This is a genomic window from Marinomonas hwangdonensis (assembly GCF_003721245.1).
In the GTDB taxonomy this organism is placed as follows: Bacteria; Pseudomonadota; Gammaproteobacteria; order Pseudomonadales; family Marinomonadaceae; genus Marinomonas; species Marinomonas hwangdonensis.
Map to the genome: position 1 here is coordinate 355,596 of NZ_RIZG01000002.1, position 19,048 is coordinate 374,643.

Annotated in this window: 21 protein-coding genes; 11 read left to right on the top strand and 10 right to left on the bottom strand. The window is 43.8% G+C overall.

What is annotated here, in order from left to right; genetic code table 11:
- Window positions 1-101 precede the first annotated feature (101 nt).
- The 3 genes from hisA (at window position 102) to EBI00_RS04635 (ending at window position 3,336) form a co-directional block, all read left to right on the top strand.
- A complete protein-coding gene (hisA, locus tag EBI00_RS04625) occupies window positions 102-875 on the top strand; it encodes a phosphoribosylformimino-5-aminoimidazole carboxamide ribotide isomerase (RefSeq protein ID WP_123094744.1) in 774 nt (257 codons plus the stop codon).
- A 111-nt stretch (window positions 876-986) separates the two neighbouring features.
- A complete protein-coding gene (locus EBI00_RS04630; protein WP_123094745.1) occupies window positions 987-1,784 on the top strand; it encodes a hypothetical protein in 798 nt (265 codons plus the stop codon).
- Between the two features lie 196 nt (window positions 1,785-1,980).
- On the top strand, window positions 1,981-3,336 hold the full coding sequence (locus EBI00_RS04635) for a sigma-54 interaction domain-containing protein (protein WP_123094746.1): 1,356 nt from the start codon (window positions 1,981-1,983) through the stop codon (window positions 3,334-3,336).
- An 86-nt stretch (window positions 3,337-3,422) separates the two neighbouring features.
- On the opposite strand, the gene EBI00_RS04640 is transcribed toward EBI00_RS04635, so the two are convergent.
- Window positions 3,423-3,728, bottom strand: coding sequence for a hypothetical protein (locus EBI00_RS04640; RefSeq protein ID WP_123094747.1), 306 nt, complete (start codon window positions 3,726-3,728; stop codon window positions 3,423-3,425).
- A 435-nt stretch (window positions 3,729-4,163) separates the two neighbouring features.
- On the opposite strand from EBI00_RS04640, the gene aguA reads away from it, so the two are divergent.
- The 3 genes from aguA (at window position 4,164) to hemG (ending at window position 7,322) form a co-directional block, all read left to right on the top strand.
- Complete coding sequence (gene aguA, locus EBI00_RS04645; RefSeq protein ID WP_123094748.1) at window positions 4,164-5,264, top strand: agmatine deiminase; 1,101 nt, start codon at window positions 4,164-4,166, stop codon at window positions 5,262-5,264.
- Window positions 5,265-5,558: 294 nt separating this feature from the next.
- Complete coding sequence (gene rsgA / locus EBI00_RS04650; protein ID WP_123094749.1) at window positions 5,559-6,536, top strand: GTPase RsgA; 978 nt, start codon at window positions 5,559-5,561, stop codon at window positions 6,534-6,536.
- A 243-nt stretch (window positions 6,537-6,779) separates the two neighbouring features.
- Window positions 6,780-7,322 (top strand): menaquinone-dependent protoporphyrinogen IX dehydrogenase, encoded by a 543-nt coding sequence (hemG, locus tag EBI00_RS04655; RefSeq protein ID WP_123094750.1) that lies wholly within the window; start codon window positions 6,780-6,782, stop codon window positions 7,320-7,322.
- Between the two features lie 39 nt (window positions 7,323-7,361).
- Here the strand turns inward: hemG and EBI00_RS04660 are convergent, their stop codons facing one another.
- Entirely contained in the window at window positions 7,362-7,754 is a 393-nt protein-coding gene (locus EBI00_RS04660) for a Fis family transcriptional regulator (protein ID WP_123094751.1), read from the bottom strand.
- Window positions 7,755-7,955: 201 nt separating this feature from the next.
- On the opposite strand from EBI00_RS04660, the gene EBI00_RS04665 reads away from it, so the two are divergent.
- The 3 genes from EBI00_RS04665 to gloA2 all read left to right on the top strand — a co-directional run bounded on the left by EBI00_RS04665 (window position 7,956) and on the right by gloA2 (window position 10,280).
- Complete coding sequence (locus EBI00_RS04665; RefSeq protein WP_123094752.1) at window positions 7,956-8,843, top strand: LysR substrate-binding domain-containing protein; 888 nt, start codon at window positions 7,956-7,958, stop codon at window positions 8,841-8,843.
- An 82-nt stretch (window positions 8,844-8,925) separates the two neighbouring features.
- The gene (locus tag EBI00_RS04670) at window positions 8,926-9,879 is read left to right on the top strand and encodes a LysR family transcriptional regulator (protein ID WP_123094753.1); all 954 of its coding nucleotides are present in this window, start codon (window positions 8,926-8,928) and stop codon (window positions 9,877-9,879) included.
- An 11-nt stretch (window positions 9,880-9,890) separates the two neighbouring features.
- Window positions 9,891-10,280, top strand: coding sequence for an SMU1112c/YaeR family gloxylase I-like metalloprotein (gene gloA2, locus EBI00_RS04675; protein WP_123094754.1), 390 nt, complete (start codon window positions 9,891-9,893; stop codon window positions 10,278-10,280).
- Between the two features lie 86 nt (window positions 10,281-10,366).
- Here gloA2 and EBI00_RS04680 read toward each other — a convergent pair whose 3' ends face one another.
- A complete protein-coding gene (locus EBI00_RS04680; RefSeq protein WP_123094755.1) occupies window positions 10,367-10,990 on the bottom strand; it encodes a peroxiredoxin in 624 nt (207 codons plus the stop codon).
- 44 nt (window positions 10,991-11,034) lie between these two features.
- The gene (gene grxD / locus EBI00_RS04685) at window positions 11,035-11,367 is read right to left on the bottom strand and encodes a Grx4 family monothiol glutaredoxin (protein ID WP_123094756.1); all 333 of its coding nucleotides are present in this window, start codon (window positions 11,365-11,367) and stop codon (window positions 11,035-11,037) included.
- Window positions 11,368-11,610: 243 nt separating this feature from the next.
- Here grxD and argF point away from each other — a divergent pair, with 243 nt between their 5' ends.
- Window positions 11,611-12,516 carry an ornithine carbamoyltransferase gene (gene argF, locus EBI00_RS04690; RefSeq protein WP_123094757.1) on the top strand — a complete coding sequence of 302 codons (906 nt, stop codon included), beginning with the start codon at window positions 11,611-11,613 and terminating at the stop codon, window positions 12,514-12,516.
- A gap of 85 nt (window positions 12,517-12,601) precedes the next feature.
- Window positions 12,602-13,528: a LysR family transcriptional regulator gene (locus EBI00_RS04695; protein WP_277749189.1), complete on the top strand. Its 927-nt coding sequence runs from the start codon at window positions 12,602-12,604 to the stop codon at window positions 13,526-13,528.
- 38 nt (window positions 13,529-13,566) lie between these two features.
- Here EBI00_RS04695 and EBI00_RS04700 read toward each other — a convergent pair whose 3' ends face one another.
- The 6 genes from EBI00_RS04700 to EBI00_RS04725 form a co-directional block, all read right to left on the bottom strand.
- On the bottom strand, window positions 13,567-15,081 hold the full coding sequence (locus EBI00_RS04700; protein ID WP_123094758.1) for an ATP-binding protein: 1,515 nt from the start codon (window positions 15,079-15,081) through the stop codon (window positions 13,567-13,569).
- 6 nt (window positions 15,082-15,087) lie between these two features.
- Window positions 15,088-15,804 (bottom strand): winged helix-turn-helix domain-containing protein, encoded by a 717-nt coding sequence (locus EBI00_RS04705; RefSeq protein WP_123094759.1) that lies wholly within the window; start codon window positions 15,802-15,804, stop codon window positions 15,088-15,090.
- 43 nt (window positions 15,805-15,847) lie between these two features.
- A complete protein-coding gene (locus EBI00_RS04710; RefSeq protein ID WP_241556949.1) occupies window positions 15,848-16,312 on the bottom strand; it encodes a DUF1499 domain-containing protein in 465 nt (154 codons plus the stop codon).
- A gap of 41 nt (window positions 16,313-16,353) precedes the next feature.
- Complete coding sequence (gene rluB, locus EBI00_RS04715) at window positions 16,354-17,259, bottom strand: 23S rRNA pseudouridine(2605) synthase RluB (protein WP_123094761.1); 906 nt, start codon at window positions 17,257-17,259, stop codon at window positions 16,354-16,356.
- A 149-nt stretch (window positions 17,260-17,408) separates the two neighbouring features.
- The gene (locus EBI00_RS04720) at window positions 17,409-18,029 is read right to left on the bottom strand and encodes an L-threonylcarbamoyladenylate synthase (protein ID WP_123094762.1); all 621 of its coding nucleotides are present in this window, start codon (window positions 18,027-18,029) and stop codon (window positions 17,409-17,411) included.
- A 107-nt stretch (window positions 18,030-18,136) separates the two neighbouring features.
- On the bottom strand, window positions 18,137-18,988 hold the full coding sequence (locus EBI00_RS04725) for a PHP domain-containing protein (protein ID WP_123094763.1): 852 nt from the start codon (window positions 18,986-18,988) through the stop codon (window positions 18,137-18,139).
- Window positions 18,989-19,048 lie beyond the last annotated feature (60 nt).

Below are 19,048 nucleotides of genomic sequence, written 5' to 3' on the forward strand. Positions count from 1 at the left end.
ATTGTAGCAGGCTAAAGATATATCTGCTTTTGTCGCATCGTTTATGGGTAAAATATCGGTTACAATATATATTGGTTTAAATAAATCTTAAGGAGCTTTCTGTGACCCTATTTCGTCCTTGTATCGATCTTCACCAAGGCAAGGTTAAACAAATTGTCGGTGGTAGCCTCAATGACGCAGGCGCAACAGAAAATTTCATTAGTGAATTCAACGCAGAATACTATGCGGCACTGTACCGTGACCACAACCTAAAAGGGGGTCACGTTATCGCCTTAGGCAAAGGCAATCAAAGCGAAGCAATCAGTGCCCTACGTGCCTACCCGAATGGCCTACAATTTGGTGGTGGGGTAAATAACACTAACGCCGCGAGCTATTTATCTGCTGGTGCTTCCCACGTTATTGTAACGTCTTATTTGTTTGACAAAGGCGAGTTTTCTTGGGACAGACTGGACAAAATCAAACGCGAAACGGGCACAGACCGCTTGGTGTTAGACCTTAGTTGTCGACGCACTCAGGACGGTTGGTATATTGCTACGGATCGCTGGCAAACGACAACTTCGACTCAGATCAATCATGCTAATTTGCTTGAGCTGGCTAACCATTGCGACGAGTTTCTCATTCATGCTGCCGACGTAGAGGGTTTGCAAGCCGGTATCGATGAAGACTTAGTCGCTCTACTGGGGCTAAACTGCCCGGTATCAGTGACTTACGCAGGAGGCGCGCGCTCTTTAGCGGACCTTAAACGTGTGCACGACCTTTCCAACGGTAATGTGGATCTAACCATTGGTAGCGCGTTAGATATCTTCGGAGGCAAAGGGATCACGCTTGATGAGTGCATTTTGTGGAACCACTCTCAACAGGAACCAGGTGAGTGATTTATGCATACGGGAAACAGCATGTATTAAAAGCGATACAGACTTCAACTCGACATATTTTTTACCTTAACGCATACTCAAATCTTATTTTTTTAATCCTAGGATTATTTAATGTCTACATTTCGTAATGGCCTTTTACTTGCTGCGCTTTTCCTCAGCGCCTGCTCGATGCCAATTTCACAAGACTTAGGCACAGAAAAAGTAGAGCAACACCCTACTCAAAATACGTCTGTTGATGATTCAGTCAAGGTTCATGCGGATGCGCTAAACACTACAGCGGAGACGAAGAGCACAATACCGTCAGATGAAAACGTGACAAGAAAGGTGAGTGATATCATCGTTCACGATCACACGCTTTTAGCGCAATTTAACACTCAAAAACAATTGGCAAACCAAGCGTTTATTGAGTTAAAGCACCGCACAGGAAGCGCCGAGAAGGTGCCGAGCTTTCCCCCCGCTGATACACTTGCAGGGAACACCCTGAGTAACGCAATCGATCAGCTTACAAGGTACACTAACAACACTAATCAGACACTTGCGGCTTTAAACAAACAGACCTCTGAACGTCAAAACATCATAATGAATGGTGATTTAATACAAGTATTCTTATCAAAAGCCACCGTTTCTCATGGCACAACAAAATTTGACGCTCAGCCGCTGGTTGGGCAATGGCTGAGAGGCGAAAGTCGAGTTATTCGGTTAAAGGAAAATATCTTGTTTGAAAACCCTTTATCTGAAGACATGACAATTACCTTTTCAGAAAAATACCAACTGGTTGTAAACGGTGAAATTATCTCTACGGTTAACCCTAATAGAGAGAAAAACAGCGCCAGTTTCGATGTTTCAACACCTAATAATCAAGGCCGTATTGTTGGCAAGATAGAATATCGCATTGTGGCTAATAACTAGACTCAGTAAAAAGCGTGCGCGGCTAATTAGCTAATCTTCTTTGTTATTTGCTCTCACTATATGGTGAGCTTTGTGCAAATAAGGATAATTAAGGCAATGTTTAACGCAAAGTTAAGAGGCCAGTCTATGACTGGCTTCTTCCTTATGATCAGATGGCGAACATCAATACTATTCGGATCTATTAAGGGACCTAACAATGCCGACGCCAACGCTCTTTATGCATGTTCACGACCCATTATTAGCATCAAACTTACTGTCTTTAGAGGGCGTTAGGCAATTTCAGCTTAATGTTAGCCACCAGCAAGAAAGCTGGCTAGATCAACTTTCCTATGCCCAATGCGATGTCGCTTTGATTGAAGTAAATGACTCTCATGACGTTGCTTTGGAGGCTTTAATCAATAGCCGAACGCTTCATCAAACGGAGTTTCTATTCTTTAGTAAAGGCAAGCCTGACACGGTACTGGATAATTTAATGCGCAAAGGGGCTGGGTTCCATTATCGAGCACCCTTTGATTTTACCTTGGTAGAGTCATCACTCATGGCAATTTTTGATGAGCGAAACCAGACCCAAGCGCCTGCTTGTCAGCAAACCAGCTATCTTGATCAGTTTGGCCTTCTAGTCGGTTCTTCCCCTTCCATGCATGCACTCTACCGGACGATCCGTAAAGTGGCAGGGACTCAGGCGAACGCCTTTATCATGGGCGAAAGCGGAACAGGTAAAGAGTTAATTGCTAATACACTCCATGTATTTAGTCAGCGCGCTGAAGGGCCTTTTGTGGCGATTAACTGCGGTGCCTTTAGTTCGGAACTTATCGACAGCGAATTATTCGGACATGTCAAAGGCGCGTTTACCGGCGCACATAAAGATCATAAAGGGGTGTTCGAGCAGGCAGAAGGTGGAACGCTTTTCTTAGATGAAGTCACAGAAATGCCTTACGAACAGCAAGTCAAATTATTGCGAGTACTTGAAAGCGGTGAATACAAACCTGTCGGTGCTCAGTCTGTTAAAAAAGCCAACGTGCGTATTCTGGCCGCCACAAATCGTATTCCAGATGACGTTATTCGTAACGGGACTTTCCGAGAAGACTTGTATTTTCGATTAGCGCAATTCCCCATCATAGCGCCCCGACTAAGAGATCGTGACGGCGATGCATGTGGTCTTGCTCAACACTTTTTAGCTTACCAAAATAGCAAAGACGCTCAGCATAAATCATTCTCTGAACAGAGTTTAAAAAAAATCCGTGATTATCATTGGCCAGGCAATGTCAGAGAGTTAAAGCATGCTATTCAACGTGCCTATATTCTTGCTGATACGAGTATTGGTCCTGAACATCTTATTATTGATGATCTTCAACAACAAAAAAAGCATCGTGCAACCTCCGGTATTCCGATTGGAATGCGTCTTGAGGACATAGAAAAAATTGCCATTCTCAAAACATTGCAAAATAATCATGGCAATAAAACAGACACCGCACTTCAACTTGGGATCAGTATTAAAACACTTTATAACAAACTGGATAAGTTTGAAAATGCACGAGTGTCAGTCGCATAAACAAGGTTTTTTTTGTTAAGCCTGCTTAAACCGCCTCTATTAATAATAAGAGAGGCGGTTTAAGCGCATTAAAGTACCACTACATATCAACAATTCGAGTTTGTTGCCTCTACGCCTTCTTTTACGTCTTCACACGCATCTTCAATGGCGTTACCAGTATCCGTCATGGTGTCATTAATAGCGTCACCGGCGTTATTCAAGGTGTCACCCGCACTGTCTACTGATTGTCCAATCGCGTCGCCTGCATCGTCTAGAGTCTGCTCTACAACATCAGCGGCATTGGACATAGATTCCTCTACGTTTTTTTGTTCAGCATCTTGGCCACATGCTACTAAGGCTCCTGCTGTCATAAGAACCAACACTGTGGTGAGAAAAGTGCGTTTCATCGTCATTACAATAACCTCCATTTACTTTAAAAAAATCTGAGAGCATAAAAAAATCGTCTTTTTGGCTCTCTTCATAGTCAACTTAGCCATTCAAGCAAGATCATTACTGCACTTAATGGGCTGAACTCTCTTGGTTCATTGCGAACATCGTGCCAGCCTTAAAAATAAAACATAACCTATTGATTTAAATGCATTAAATGATTTATTACTTACCATTCAGTAACACAACAGTGGACTGGGATGCAGTTTTTACACTTACAGTCAGTAACTTTTTCCGTCGGGGAAATGTAAAGACGCAAAAAATATGACTAAATTATCCGTTAAAATCAAAATCTCCTTGAAAGTTTGCGCCTCTCCCATAGAATTGGCGCAGATCGTCAGTATTTGAATCCTCCACTTTGACCAATACCATTCAGTCGACAGCAGAAATAAGGACACATTATGAGCGCCATACTAACAACAACACCGAAGCAGGATGGCTTTCGAATGCCAGCGGAGCACGAACCGCAAGAGCAAGTGTGGATGGCATGGCCGACTCGCGAAGACAACTGGCGAGAAAAAGGTCAATACGCTCAACAAGAATTTATCGACGTTGCATCCGCGATTGCCCAATTTACACCCGTTACCTTTATTGTGGGCGCTAACCACTTTCAGTCAGCACGTATGGCACTACCGGGGTCTATTAGGCTGATAGAAATCCCTTCTGATGACTGCTGGATGCGAGATATTGGTGCCACTTATGTTGTCAACGATAAAGGCGAGCGTCGAGCCAATAGCTGGGAATTTAATGCCTGGGGCGGTAAGTTAGACGGCCTCTACGATTCATGGGAACAAGACAACGCGGTAGCCCAAAGCATGGCCGAGGTGACGCAAGATCTTGTCTACCAGGCCCCTTTGATTTTAGAAGGTGGCTCCATTCACGTTGATGGCGAAGGCACCCTATTCACCACAGAAGAATGCTTACTTCACCCAAGTCGGAATCCGCACTTAAGCAAAGAAGACATAGAAGCCCTGCTCATTAGCTATCTCAATGTCGATAAAGTCATTTGGTTAAAAAATGGCTTATTTAACGATGAAACGAATGGTCATATCGATAACATATTGCACGTGATTCGCCCAGGTGTCGTGGCGATCACCGTTTGCGACGACCCTAGTGACCCTCAGTACGCGATTAGCCAAGACGCTCTTAAGGTCTTAAAGGAAACAACGGATGCTAAAGGGCGCTCTTTAGATATCATCCAGCTCCCTCTACCAGGGCCTTTGTTTGTCTCTGAAGAAGAAACGAAAAACTTAACCAAAAGCGCTTATATGAATCGACAAGCTGGTGAACGTTTGGCCGCATCCTATGCTAATTTTTTAATTTGTAATCAAGGTGTTGTCTTTCCATTACTTGATGAGAAAACCGACCAAAAAGCCCAGCAAATATTACAAGCCGCCTTTCCCGACCACCAAGTGATAGGTGTTCCTGCGCGAAATATTTTGTTAGGCGGTGGCAATATTCACTGCATTACTCAGCAGGTGCCTAAAAAGCAATCCATTTAAACACTTGGTGCGTAATTAAATGGGCTTTTTATTACGGCTATTTATTCTTTTGTTTATTGATATTTCGGTATAAAAATAGAAATAACAGTGCTTTCTTTTTGCGCTAATATTTCTGTTTGTGGCGCTCTCACACTGTGCTAATCTCGCAAACTGTCGCTTTCATCGGCCGTTTATCATTCAGCAGTGTTAGTGTCGTTTTTTGGCTAGAACATAAAAATTCTTTATGTTCGGTTGTACTAGTTGAAGCGTTTTGCTTCTTATTTACGATGGCGTATTTCGCTCGGGGTAGTATTAATGGATTCCACGTTCACTTTATTGGACTTAGGCTGGCAAGCTTACTTTCAACAACAGTTATCATTGGAAGATTTAGAGTCTAATCGTATTGCGCGTGTTTGTTCTAAAAATGGCAACCAATACGAAATAGTCAGCGAGTTCGGTTTTTCCACATTAGACGGACATTCAGCCATTCCCATGATGACAGTGGGAGACTGGGTGGTAACCGACATGGAGCATCAATTCATACGCCGCTTGGAACCCAGCTCGGTTTTTGAAAATATCGCTTCAAATATAGATACCGTGTTTTTGATGTGTGCTTTAAATGAAGACTTTAATCTGGCCCTAATCAAGCGCTATTTAGAAATAACCCATGAAGCGCAAGCGGATGCTGTCGTTATCTTAACCAAAGCTGATGTGTGCGATGACATTTCTGAAAAACGCGCCCAAGTGGAGAAATTAGACCCACTATTGATTGTTGAAACCGTTAACGCCCTTGATGCAGATAGTCTTCGCTGCTTATCTCCTTTGCTGAAAAAAGGCAAAACCATTGCTTTGCTAGGTGCAATTGGCTCGGGGAAATCCGCTCTGATTAATACCTTGATGAAAACGACCGGAGACGGCAAGCAACAAATTAACATTGGGGAATCTGGAGTCTTAAAAATTATGCCTTCTGGCGCTATATTGCTAGACACAGAAGATATGAGAGAATTACAGCTTGCACAATTAGAGAGTAATTTAGCATCCAGCTTTGCTGATATTCTTGCGCTTGAAAAAGAATGCCGTTTTAGTGACTGCCGACATGAAGGCGAACCTGGTTGCGCCATCAAGGCGGCAGTTAAAGCAAAACGCTTAGACGAGCAACGTGTGGCTGATTTTTTACTGGTTCATAATAACGACAATGACGATGACTCTGTCACGAAATCTAAGCCACAGGAAAAATTTTATCGCAGTGCACAGTCGGATGCCCGAGCAAGAAAACACAGCTCAGTCGATTAAAATGCCATATTTATAGTAAAAAGGCCTATGTAAAGTAGGCCTTTTTTGTTTCTAAAAGCACACAAAACAATATCAACTCGCGATAAACCCTCAAAAAAACTAACAGATCACCCTTTACAGGAGGTTTTTGAGTGTTTATAACAACTGAGCAATATCATGTTGGCCGCACCAAAATGAGTGTATATTTGTGTGTACTCCATTCAGCTATCCCCATCATACTAGAGGCAGTTTTTCTGAATCACCATGTCTAAATCGTTACTTATTTACTCCACTACAGACGGTCATACAAAAAAAATCAGCCTAAAAATGCAAGCTGTTATTGAACAACAAGGGCAAGCCGTCACGGTATTGCCTATCGAAGAAGTGACGGCCAGCCACTTAGACAGCCATGAAAAGATCATTATTGGCGCAAGCATTCGTTACGGCAAACATCAAAAAATCGTAGCGGATTTCATTACAGACAATAAAGCCAAGCTAGACAGCAAAACCACGGGGTTTTATACGGTCAATCTGGTTGCTAGAAAGCCAGAAAAATGCCACCCCAACACCAATCCTTATATTATTAAGTTCCTAGCGCAACTTGATTGGCAGCCGTCATTACAGGGTGTTTTTGCAGGTAAGCTAAATTACGCAAAATACGGCTTTCTTGATCGCAATATGATTCGTTTTATTATGTGGATGACAAAAGGCCCCACCGACCCCAAAACGAATATGGAGTTTACCGACTGGGCAAGTGTCGATCAGTTTGCAAAAAGCCTATGCGAACTGCCTAACCAAACAATCTAAAAAAACCACTCCAGCTCTAAACACCTCCCCTATGCAGTTTTAATGCAAGGTACGCTTGTTTAGGTGCTGACTTAAATGTTGCGCAGAAAATTTCGTAAGTCGTTCTTTCCACTTACCAGCGTGGCTTCGTTGACAAGCCTCTTCTGTGTCAAAATGCACCTGCTTATCAAGACGACTCAACTTAATATTCACACGATTAAGTTGGTCGTTTATTAATTGATAGAGGTATTCATGCTGTTTGGACTGGTAAGCACGTGATAAACCATCGTCTGTTTTAAAAACACAAACCACATTAAGGGATGAAGCAAGGCTTAAATAATTTACCATATGGGTAATCCAGACAAAATCGTCGACCGATTCTAATGCAGTTTCACACACTTGGGTCAAGGCCATACAAATCATTTTTTCTGTTTTTTTGTCTGTTTTTTTCATAAAAAACTATCTTCACCCATTAGACCAGCAACCTAACACATTGCCAAAACAAGACGCTCTTTTCCCCTCATGGGATATATGAGCACATTTACAAACCCACTCTAACAAATTAAAACAAGAAGCCAAGACACGCGAAAGGTTTTATGGATATGAGCACTTTAGCGCTACTCATTAAAACCCAAACAAGGCTACAATAGCCGAATGAGAATCACACTTAGACAATTACAAATTTTCGAAGCCGTTGTGCATACAGGCTCTGTTACGGCAGCGGCCGAGTTGGTTGCAATCAGCCAGCCAGCTGCCAGCCAAGCCTTACGAGAATTAGAAGCCTTATTGGGGCGACCACTTTTTCGACGTCACGGAAAACGCCTACAAATTACGCCCCAAGCTAGGCACTTACTGCCTCAAGCCCGCGCTGTTCTTAGTCAAATAGAACAGATAGAAAGTATGGGTAACGATGACGAATTGAGTGGATCTTTGCATATTGCAGCCAGTGTCAGCGTAGGCAATTATTTGCTCCCCAAACAAATGTCTTTATTTAAACATCAACACCCTAATATTCGCTTTAATTTAGACATTGGTAACACCCAAAGTGTGATTCAACAGCTGCTGACTGGCAAAGCCGAAGTGGGCTTTATCGAAGGCTATTGCCAACACGCTGAACTAATGTCTCAAGTTTGGCTAAAAGACCAACTCGTGGTCTTCGGCTCCGCGCAAGAAGATCGCTCTGAGCATTTGTCTTGGGAAGACCTCACGGAAGCCAATTGGGTCATGCGGGAATCAGGATCGGGTACTCGCAATATCTTAGAGCAAGCCACAGCCAGTAAAATCCCTCAGTTAAATGTCGTGCTCTCATTGGCTCATATGGAAGCCGTAAAGCAAGCCGTAATTCATCAAATGGGGTTGGGATGTTTATCAAAAATGGCGATATCACAGGAACTTAACGCGGGTCTCATCCGTCTATACCAGACACCTCTGGAACTAAACCGAAATCTGTTGATTGTAACACCAAAAAATACCGCCTTAACCCAAAACGCACAACGGTTTATCGACCTCTGCTGTGCCGCCCCGGTTCTTTCGACATTGTAGAGGTCAAGGCTGTGATACGATGTTTATTGGTCTCTTATAAAGCTCCTTTACAAAGATTCATTTTACGAGCGACAAGTATTTTATGAACATTAATAAAATCGATCTTAACCTGCTGATCTACCTCGACGTACTGTTGCGAGAGTGCAATGTTACTCGCTCTGCTAGCAAACTAAACATCACTCAGCCTGCTATGAGCAACGGCTTAAAACGTTTACGAGATCTGCTCAATGACCCTCTGCTTGTGCGAACCAGTGAAGGCATGAAGCCCACAGAAAAAGCCTTACGCTTACAACCTATTGTACGTAAAGTCTTACTGGAATTAGAAGAAGCGTTACAGCCTGAAGCCGACTTCGATGAGAAGAAAAGTACTCGCGTGTTCCGCATTATGGCTAGTGATTACGCCGCGTCAACGGTGATTCCAAAATTGCTAAATCGACTTCGCGAATACGCTCCTGGCATCACACTTGATATTATGACACCCAGCGATGTGACCTTCCATGATGTAGAAGCAGGCAAAATTGATATGGCCATCAATCGCTTTGAAGAATTGCCTCAGTCTTTTCATCAAAAAAGTGTGTGGCTGGATACTTTTGTCTGCATGATGAGTTCAAAGAATCCCCTTAAAGATCATTTTGATATCGACGCTTATCTAGAAGCACAACATATCTGGGTAAGTAAAACCGGCTTTGGGGTAGGCGTGGGAATGGATCCTAATGATGTGCAAAAGCTAGGATGGGTCGATGAGGCGCTCCAAGCCTTAGGACACAAGCGGAGTATTCGTGTCTTTACTCGAAGCTATCACACTGCCATGCATTTGGCTTTGGAACAGGATCTGATCGCGACCTTACCGAAAAAAGTGGCCATGGTGAATAAGAAAAACCCTGATTTAGTCATTTTGCCGCCGCCCTTCAACATCCCTAAGATTGAACTCAAGATGATTTGGAGCCCGCTATTGCATCACGACGCCAGCCACATTTGGTTTAGACGACAGGTGATCGATGTAGCAAATGAATTAAAAGCGCAATCGAAACAGTAAGGAGATATCTTGTGTTTGACGTTTCTCATATTCACCACATCGCCATTATTTGCTCAAACTACACGGTCTCTAAACATTTTTACCATACTATATTAGGGTTTCCGATTATCCGCGAAACCTACAGAGAGGCGAGACAATCCTACAAACTGGACTTAGCCATTAACTCAACGCAGCAGATTGAACTTTTTTCTTTCCCATCGCCGCCCCCTCGACCTTCCCAACCCGAAGCTCAGGGATTAAGACATCTAGCTTTTGCGGTAGAGAGCCTATCAAGCTGCATAGAACACTTGCATGAAAAGGGTATAGAAACCGAAGCCATTCGCGTGGATGAGCTAACGGGGAAGCGTTTTACCTTTTTTGCTGACCCAGATGGCTTACCCCTTGAGCTCTACGAAAAATAGTCCCTACGCACACTCAATATCGTAAACAAAAAAAACGTGCATTACGAAATCGTAATGCACGTTTTTTATGAGCTTTCTAAACCGTTTTACAGTGATTTAGCGCTTTCAGAAAGGTAAGCAGCAACGCCTTCTGGTGACGTTGTCATGCCTTTGTCACCTTTGTTCCAGCCAGCTGGGCAAACTTGACCGTGCTCTTCGAAGAACTGAAGCGCATCAACCACACGTACCAACTCGTCCATGTTACGACCAATTGGTTCATCGTTTACCACTTGTGAACGCACAATGCCTTTTTGGTCAATAACAAAAGACGCACGCATCGCCACACCCGCTGGGTAGTAAGAATCACCACCTTCAGACTCGATACCATACGCTTTCGCAATGGCATGGTCCATGTCAGCAGCAAGCGTGTATTCAACCGCACCAATACCGCCTTGTTCAACAGGAGTATTACGCCATGCATTGTGCGTGAAGTGAGAGTCGATCGACACACCAATAACTTCTACGCCCATCTCACGGAACTTGTCCATACGGTGAGACATAGCAATGATCTCTGAAGGACAAACGAATGTGAAATCTAAAGGATAGAAAAATACGATAGCGTACTTTCCTTTAATCGTCTCTGCCAAATTGAAAGAATCCACAATTTGACCGTCTGCTAATACGGCTGGAACTGTAAAATCTGGTGCTTTTTTACCGACTAAAATTGACATCTTTAACATCTCCTTGATTAATTAGTATTTCATAACTTTAAACGCTATGACTCTTTAGAAGAACCCACGGCGTCGTTGATCAAAGCCTGTAGCTCACCGTTGCTTGCCATCTCGACAATAATATCACAACCGCCTACCAACTCACCTTTTACCCAAAGCTGAGGAAAAGTGGGCCAGTTAGCAAATTTGGGCAACTCGGCGCGAATGTCTGGATTTTCTAGGATATTGACGAACGCAAAACGCTCACCGCAAGACATCAAAGCTTGCACAGCTTTTGACGAAAAACCACACTGAGGAGCACGCGGATTGCCTTTCATGTAAAGCAAAATGTCGTTAGTGCTAATTTGCTCTTTAATTGTTTCGATTGTATTACTCATATCAAAAAACCTCGCTTTGAAACTCTGCACTCATCATGGAAAATAGTGCCTATAAACCCTTGCAAAATGTAAGACATTTTATGCGTTATAACTTGCTTCAGTTTATGGGGTCTTAGGACCTATTTACAACCCCAAAAAGCGCCTTTCCTTTGCACTTTCTCTTGTCAATTACCCTTTACTCGTTCACCCGAGTGTATTAAATTGTTCGATTCCCTTTTCAAAAGACAATCAAGGAGTCCTAGCGTGTCGCCCAGACATTTTCTTACTCTGAAGGATCTAACCTCCGATGAGTTAAAACAGTTATTAATGAGAGCTTCTGAGCTTAAGAAGATCCATCACGAAGGCACGTTATTTCAACCATTAAAAGGTCGAGTTCTAGCGATGATTTTTGAGAAGTCATCAACACGAACTAGGGTATCTTTTGAAGCTGGTATGGCACAATTTGGTGGCCATGCTCTGTTTCTTTCTTCTCGCGACACCCAGCTTGGTCGCGGCGAACCTGTTGAAGACAGTGCTCGTGTTATTTCTAGTATGGTGGATGCGGTGATGATTCGTACCTTTGATCACAAAACCGTCGAAACTTTTGCTAAATATTCTTCTGTGCCAGTGATCAACGCACTGACCGACGACTACCACCCCTGTCAGCTACTGGCCGATATGCAGACATATCAAGAGCATCGTGGCTCAATTGAAGGCAAAAAGGTGGTTTGGGTAGGAGACGGCAACAATATGTGTAACTCCTACATCAACGCCGCTGTCTTACTCGACTTTCAACTGGTCATTGCCTGCCCTAAAGGGTACGAGCCCAATGCCGAATTAGTCGCTGAACACAACGACAGAGTAACGGTTTTGCATGACGCTCACGAGGCCGCCATAGGCGCAGATTTGATCGTCACTGACGTGTTTGCCTCTATGGGTCAAGAAGATGAACAAGAACAGCGTCTGAAAGACTTTGACGGCTTTCAAGTCAATGCTGAGCTGATGGCCAAAGCAAATCAAGACGCTCTGTTCATGCATTGCCTCCCTGCTCATCGGGGTGAAGAAGTGGCTGCTGACGTCATTGATCATCCTGACTGTGTGGTGTGGGATGAAGCCGAAAACCGCCTACACGCACAAAAAGCGCTACTTGAATTTTTGCTGTGTCGCTAACACAATAGGCTCGCTTGGAATCCCCTTTCCAGCGAGCCTTTTTTGCCCCTAGGCATTGAAGAAAACTCATCAACAGTGAATTACTATGAGCATTATTGAAGTTAGGCACTTAAAAACACTGACCGCACTAAGAGAAACAGGAAGCTTAGTCGAAGCCGCCGAGCGGGTCCACTTAACACAATCCGCCCTCTCTCATCAGCTCAAAGATCTTGAAGAAAAATTGGGCTGCCCACTCTTCATTCGAAAAACCAAACCCGTTCGATTTACCAGTGCGGGCTTACGCCTATTACAATTGGCTGATGATGTGCTTGTTTCTTTCCGCTCTGCTCAGCGCGACATACAACGCTTTGCAGAAGGTGAAAGTGGGCGCTTGCATATCGCGATCGAGTGCCACAGCTGCTATGAATGGCTTATGCCCACCATAGACCATTTTCGTGAACACTGGCCCGATGTGGAACTTGACCTTTCCACCGCTTTTGGTTTTATGCCATTACCCGCTTTGGCTCGTGGAGATTTAGATCTTGTTGTTACGTCTGATCCGCAAGACATTCCCAATATTGAATACATTCCTTTGTTTCAATACGAGTCTCAGGTGGCTCTTTCTCGACATCACGCTCTGGCTAAAAAAGACTTTTTAACACCCGACGATTTTACTAAAGAAACTTTGATCACCTACCCCGTTGAGACAGAACGCCTAGATATTTTTAAGCACTTTTTGAATCCAGCCGACGTTTCACCGGCAAAAATACGTCATAGCGAGCTGACGCTAATGATGATGCAACTGGTCGCAAGTGGTCGTGGTGTATGCTGTTTACCAAACTGGGCGTTAACAGAATACACTAATCGGCAATATGTCATTACCAAGTCATTAGGTGAGGAAGGCGTATGGTGTAAGTTGTATCTGGCTATCAGAAAAGATCAGCGAGATAATGCCTACATGGAAGATCTAATCAATACTGCATCAAAAACCTGCTTTAAAAACCTCAAAGGTATATTGGCGCCTGAGCTGTAAGATTGCGCTAACAAAACATTTTCCAAATCACTAAAGCATCAGGACAAGGTGTGCTGATGCTGATCACGAGACCAAATCAAACTGAATCTCGCCCCGCCTGAATCACTGGCGTCAATGAGCACGGCACCACCGTGCCAAAAAGCAATCCGTTGAACAATGGCTAGGCCCAGTCCATAACCCCCTGATGCTCGGGTACGGCTGTTATCCAGCCGCTCAAAAGGAATGAACACCTTATCTCTGTCTTCAAACGCGATACCGGGTCCGTCGTCTTCTATGTCTAGCTGCCAGCGCGCATCGTCTTTAGAAAGCGTTATAACCACTTCACTTTCAGCGTATTTTGCTGCATTTAATACTAGATTTTGTATTGCTCTGCTCAGGTGATGCTCATCTATTAACGCTTGATCGTCGCCCGTTATCGACACGGTTACATGCAAGTGCTGCAGCAATAAATGGTTATGATGCAAAATGGTGTTCACCACTGACGCAATGGATGCCTCACTAAAATTAAGAGACAGTGAGCCACTTTCTAATTTCCCATAAGTGAGCACTTCATCTACTAGTGTATTCAGCTCTTCAACATCACCTTCTAAGGCCTCTATTGTTTTCGTCACATTGTCATCAACGTCGTCTTTCATGACCTCCAAGCCAAATCGTAAACGAGCAATCGGTGTTCTTAACTCATGGGAAATAGCGTTTATCATTTCTCGTTGAACATTGAGGAGTCGCTGGATATGCGATGACATAGAATCAAATGAATACGCCAATTCTTTTAGCGTACCACTGCTATCTGGCACACCTTTGGGCAAACCACTTCGACCTCGGGCAATTTGCCGAGTTATACTTTCAAATGTTTTACGCTTGAAGTCCAGCGACAAAAGCTCACGCCAAATAACCAGCAACATTACCGTGATACTTATGCCCACCGCAGCAACAGCTAAGAGTGTTAAGGAGAATTCATCATCATGGGTAACAGAAAAGTACACAGGACTGTCCATCTCAGCACTTTTCCAGATAAAGCCCTGTTCGCCATAAGATCGATGAATTAAAGTCACCCCTAAGGCGGGATTGACGAAGTCAATAGGGTACGCTTTTTCGGATACACAAGGCATGTCACGCAATAACTGCCTCTTTTCTGACGAATCGAGGTGACTGGAGGCTAAAAACGACGCAATAAGCGATTCGAGTAAGAAAAAATAACTATCCTGAGAGGCGCTACCTATTAAAACAGGGTTATCAGGAGGGCCAAAAGTAAGCTGATAACTATTATCCGGTAGTTTAAGCCATTTTTTATTAGCAATATAGGAAGAGACAGTGGCGAGCGGTAGAGGCTCAGTGATTATTCGTTGCCAAGACAAGCGGGAATCTGCAACGGTTTCACTGGCTTGTGTTAGTAGAAGAGCAGCACTGAAATTCGCATCCACACAGAGCAGTCTTTCCACTCTCATTTCACCAAAGCGAATTTGCGCAAATGTCATAACGATGTAACAACTCACGACGACTACGACACCCCCTAAAATGAGGTGCCGATACAAGCGCCAAACATCGCCGTTCATTTGCTATTAAACTTCTTTAACGAACAAGTAACCTTTACTTCGTATGGTTTTTATTCGTCGAGGATGAATGGGATCGTCACCAATTTTAGAACGTATGCGAGAAATCCTAACGTCAACCGAGCGATCTTGACCGTCATATTCAATACCACGAAGCTCACTGAAGATTTCCTCGCGGCTTAAGATACGCCCTGCATTACTTGCTAGCAGCCATAAAAGATCAAATTCCGCACTGGTCAACTCTAATTCATCTTCCTTTAGCCAAGCCTCACGACGAGAATTGTCTATTTTTAACGGACCAAAAACAATGTTTTGATCTTCTTTTGGCAATTCAAAAGAGATCTCTGCACTTTGGCTGCTCCGACGCAATAAGGATTGGATACGTGCTAGCAACACCCTAGGCTTTGCGGGTTTAGCAACATAATCATCCGCCCCAATTTCAAGACCAAGAATCTGATCTACGTCATCGCCTCGGGCTGTTAACATTAAAATAGGACCAGTATATTCATGACGCACACTGCGACATACCGTAAAGCCATCGGCGCCAGGCAGCATTAGATCTAAAATCACCAAAGAGGGCTGCTCGGCAATAATACGCGATATCGCATTTCGACCATCAGGCTCAATGGCCACATTTAGACCATTTTTTTGTAAATACTCTTGGGTCAACAAAGCGAGACGCTCATCGTCCTCAACAATCAAAATGGTATTTTTTTCCAGACTCACAGATGTTCCTTATTCAGTGCAGGTAACCTTTATTGATGAGTAATTAATTCGATGATGACCCGTTCGATAACAACGCACGAATGTTACTTACTCGCTCACGATTGACACCAAAATCATAATAACCAACGCGCGAAGCCGAGCGAAAATGCACAATACTGTCGCCTTCTGGCAGATAAAATTCAACATCATCAATAAAACCGATCAGACGACTTTTCACTTTAAAGTGAACATAACCTAGCTCACTGGTGACAAGACGCGCCTTCATATCAGAGTGATTTAACATACTTGATTCAATGAGTAGTTGCGTTGCTTTGCGCTCGCCAGTGTAGATGATAGGGTCAGCATAATGTACCTCATCATCACTAGACGCTTGACTAGATACACAGTTTGGAGCCGTTGGGCAGGACTTTAAGACACCCTCCGTGATGCCAAGGTCTTCCGGCATTTTACTGCTTACTTTGACGTAAACAAAAAAAACCACGACCAAAATAACCAACAATGCAAACATCCAGCGCCCCATGCTCTTACTACTCCAAACTGTATTGTATTTTAACGAAAGGATCTTTTACCCGGTTTCTTGGGCTTAAATTCTTGCTTATCGCTGCTCTGCCAATCAAAACCTTTCGCCGCACCACCACGGCGAGCGCCGCCTGCTGTGGCTTTATTTTTATGGCGTTTCAGTTCAAGCTTTTGTTGCTGAGTTTTAGGTTTTAGCTCAGATAGCTTCAAATCCACCATAGAACACAGAGAGTTTACTTCTGTTTCTTCCATCTCTACCCAACGACCGACTTTGGCTTTCGACGGCAAAAATACAGGGCCAAAACGAACGCGTTTCAAGCGATTCACTTTCACACCTTGTGATTCCCACAAACGACGAACCTCACGGTTACGACCTTCCATCAAACAGACATAGAACCAACGGTTAATACCTTCACCACCGCCGTCAACAATGTCAGTAAATTTCGCGACACCGTCGTCTAATATAATGCCTTTCTTCAAAGCCGCTAAGTTCTCTTCTTTCACCTCACCCATAACCCGAACAAGATACTCGCGATCTATTTCCGTCGATGGGTGCATTAAACGGTTTGCCAGCTCACCATCTGTGGTGAACAACAAAAGACCAGATGTATTGATGTCGAGACGCCCTACCGCAATCCAGCGCTCACCACGTAATTTGGGTAATTTATCAAATACGGTAGGTCGACCTTCAGGGTCTTTGCGAGTACAGACTTCGCCTTCTGGCTTGTTGTAGATGATCACTCGACGGTTTTCACCGGCTTCGGTCGCTACGATCTCGTAGCCATCAATCGTAATCGTATCCTTAGTGCTGACGCGATCGCCTAATGTAGCAACCACACCATTAACCAATACACGACCCTCACGAATACGAGTCTCCATCTCACGACGTGAACCCTGACCTGCTCTTGCTAATACTTTTTGTAACTTTTCGTCCATTACGAACCTCTTAGAGGGAATGCTTCTCAGCAACCCAGTTTTGATAATATTAATTGACTATTTTATGCGCATTTAGCGTTCATTTTTTCATCACTGTCGCGCATTATAAGCCAGAGACCATCGGCCTTGACAGCTGAAAATTCAATAATTTACTCAAACGGTTTAGGGTCACCCGCCCCAACACGAACGATTTCGATACTATCGGCATCCATTTTCACCACAGTGGTCGGCTCCATCCCACAAAACCCCCCATCAATAACTAAATCCAAAGCGTGTTGCAAGGTGTCACGAATATCATAAGGGTCCATCATGGGGTCTGTTTCGCCAGGCAAAATCAGTGACACACTCATGATAGGTTCGCCCAGTTCAGCCAATAAAGCCGATACGATTGGACTGTTTGGAATGCGAACGCCGATGGTTTTTCGCTTTGGATGAAGTAGACGTCGAGGCACTTCAGAGGTGGCATTAAAAATAAAAGTATAAGGCCCTGGTGTATTATTTTTAAGCAAACGATACAAGCGGTTATCGAACCTCGCATAGGTTGAAATTTCCGACAAATCTTTGCACACCAAAGTAAAGTTATGTTTATCGTCTAGACGACGGATAGCGCGAATCCGATCCAGCGCGGTTTTATCACCAAGGTGACAACCAAGCGAATAACCACAATCCGTTGGATAGGCAATGACGCCCCCGTTTCGAATTACCTCAGCGGCCTGTTTGATCAATCTTGCTTGGGGGTTTTCGGGGTGTATCTGAAAAAATTGGCTCAACCTATTCTCCATTTCTAAACGTATTTAACGGGCTGTGTGTATTAAATGGACTATGTGCATCAAGGGTAGTTTTGTATTATAACACGCTAATAAAGATACGCCTTGAGTTATGGCCAGTTCTGCCATATCAAATCAAGGTGACTTTCCTGTATCTGAGTAAATTTTCCCACCTGCATCCATGGTCCAAATGGCCCATGATAGTCACTGCCGACGGAGGCTTTTAGAGAAAATTCTTTTGATAAACGCTCTAACAAACGGACACTGTCAGGGCGCTCGTTACCAGAAACCACTTCGATACCTGTTCCTCCCCATTTTTTAAAATCACTTAGCAGACGCTTTAACTTCGTCACTGTAAGGGGGTAACGTTTGGGATGCGCTAAAATCAACTCCATTCCTTGACCAGATAACGCGGTCAATACTTCTTCTAACTCTGGCCAAACATCGCGCAACTGCCCTAATCTTTTGTTACCTAAATAACGATCAAAAGCTTTATTGGCGTCTTTTACTAACCCTTTATTAACCAATAAGCTGGCAAAATGCGGTCGCCCAAGCTGACTGTCTCCCGCCAAGGCAATGGCTTCATCAAATAAGTCCGGCAAACCTTGTTTAATCAGTAAGTCGGCAATACGGCGCGCTCGGTCGAGACGAATCGTTTGATTCTGTGTGACTACCTCAAGCAAGGCAGGATTGTTTAGATCGAAATTCAACGCGACCATGTGCAGAGGAATACCGTTCCATTGCGTCGACAATTCAACACCATTAATAAAACTTAAGTTATGCTCAGCGGCACGTACTTGAGCTTCGACAATGCCATCGAGGCTGTCATGATCCGTCAGCGCAAACAAAGAGACGCCCTGCTCCACCGCGAGATCGACTAACTCCGTTGGCGTAAGCTGTCCATCAGAGCGAGTAGAATGTGAGTGCAAATCGACTTTTCGATAACGTTCGGATTCAGGCATGAAGTCTATGTTCTTTTAAAGTAATGATGAGTAGAGTAACAACAGCATACATAAGTTGGT

Excerpts from the sequence above, each read along its gene's own strand:
- EBI00_RS04630 (WP_123094745.1), top strand. The coding sequence starts at position 987 with ATGTCTACATTTCGTAATGGCCTTTTACTTGCTGCGCTTTTCCTCAGC.
- EBI00_RS04635 (WP_123094746.1), top strand. The coding sequence starts at position 1,981 with ATGCCGACGCCAACGCTCTTTATGCATGTTCACGACCCATTATTAGCA.
- EBI00_RS04640 (WP_123094747.1), bottom strand. The coding sequence starts at position 3,728 with ATGACGATGAAACGCACTTTTCTCACCACAGTGTTGGTTCTTATGACA.
- aguA (WP_123094748.1), top strand. The coding sequence starts at position 4,164 with ATGAGCGCCATACTAACAACAACACCGAAGCAGGATGGCTTTCGAATG.
- rsgA (WP_123094749.1), top strand. The coding sequence starts at position 5,559 with ATGGATTCCACGTTCACTTTATTGGACTTAGGCTGGCAAGCTTACTTT.
- hemG (WP_123094750.1), top strand. The coding sequence starts at position 6,780 with ATGTCTAAATCGTTACTTATTTACTCCACTACAGACGGTCATACAAAA.
- EBI00_RS04660 (WP_123094751.1), bottom strand. The coding sequence starts at position 7,754 with ATGAAAAAAACAGACAAAAAAACAGAAAAAATGATTTGTATGGCCTTG.
- EBI00_RS04665 (WP_123094752.1), top strand. The coding sequence starts at position 7,956 with ATGAGAATCACACTTAGACAATTACAAATTTTCGAAGCCGTTGTGCAT.
- EBI00_RS04670 (WP_123094753.1), top strand. The coding sequence starts at position 8,926 with ATGAACATTAATAAAATCGATCTTAACCTGCTGATCTACCTCGACGTA.
- EBI00_RS04680 (WP_123094755.1), bottom strand. The coding sequence starts at position 10,990 with ATGTCAATTTTAGTCGGTAAAAAAGCACCAGATTTTACAGTTCCAGCC.
- grxD (WP_123094756.1), bottom strand. The coding sequence starts at position 11,367 with ATGAGTAATACAATCGAAACAATTAAAGAGCAAATTAGCACTAACGAC.
- EBI00_RS04695 (WP_277749189.1), top strand. The coding sequence starts at position 12,602 with ATGAGCATTATTGAAGTTAGGCACTTAAAAACACTGACCGCACTAAGA.
- EBI00_RS04700 (WP_123094758.1), bottom strand. The coding sequence starts at position 15,081 with ATGAACGGCGATGTTTGGCGCTTGTATCGGCACCTCATTTTAGGGGGT.
- EBI00_RS04710 (WP_241556949.1), bottom strand. The coding sequence starts at position 16,312 with ATGTTTGCATTGTTGGTTATTTTGGTCGTGGTTTTTTTTGTTTACGTC.
- rluB (WP_123094761.1), bottom strand. The coding sequence starts at position 17,259 with ATGGACGAAAAGTTACAAAAAGTATTAGCAAGAGCAGGTCAGGGTTCA.
- EBI00_RS04725 (WP_123094763.1), bottom strand. The coding sequence starts at position 18,988 with ATGCCTGAATCCGAACGTTATCGAAAAGTCGATTTGCACTCACATTCT.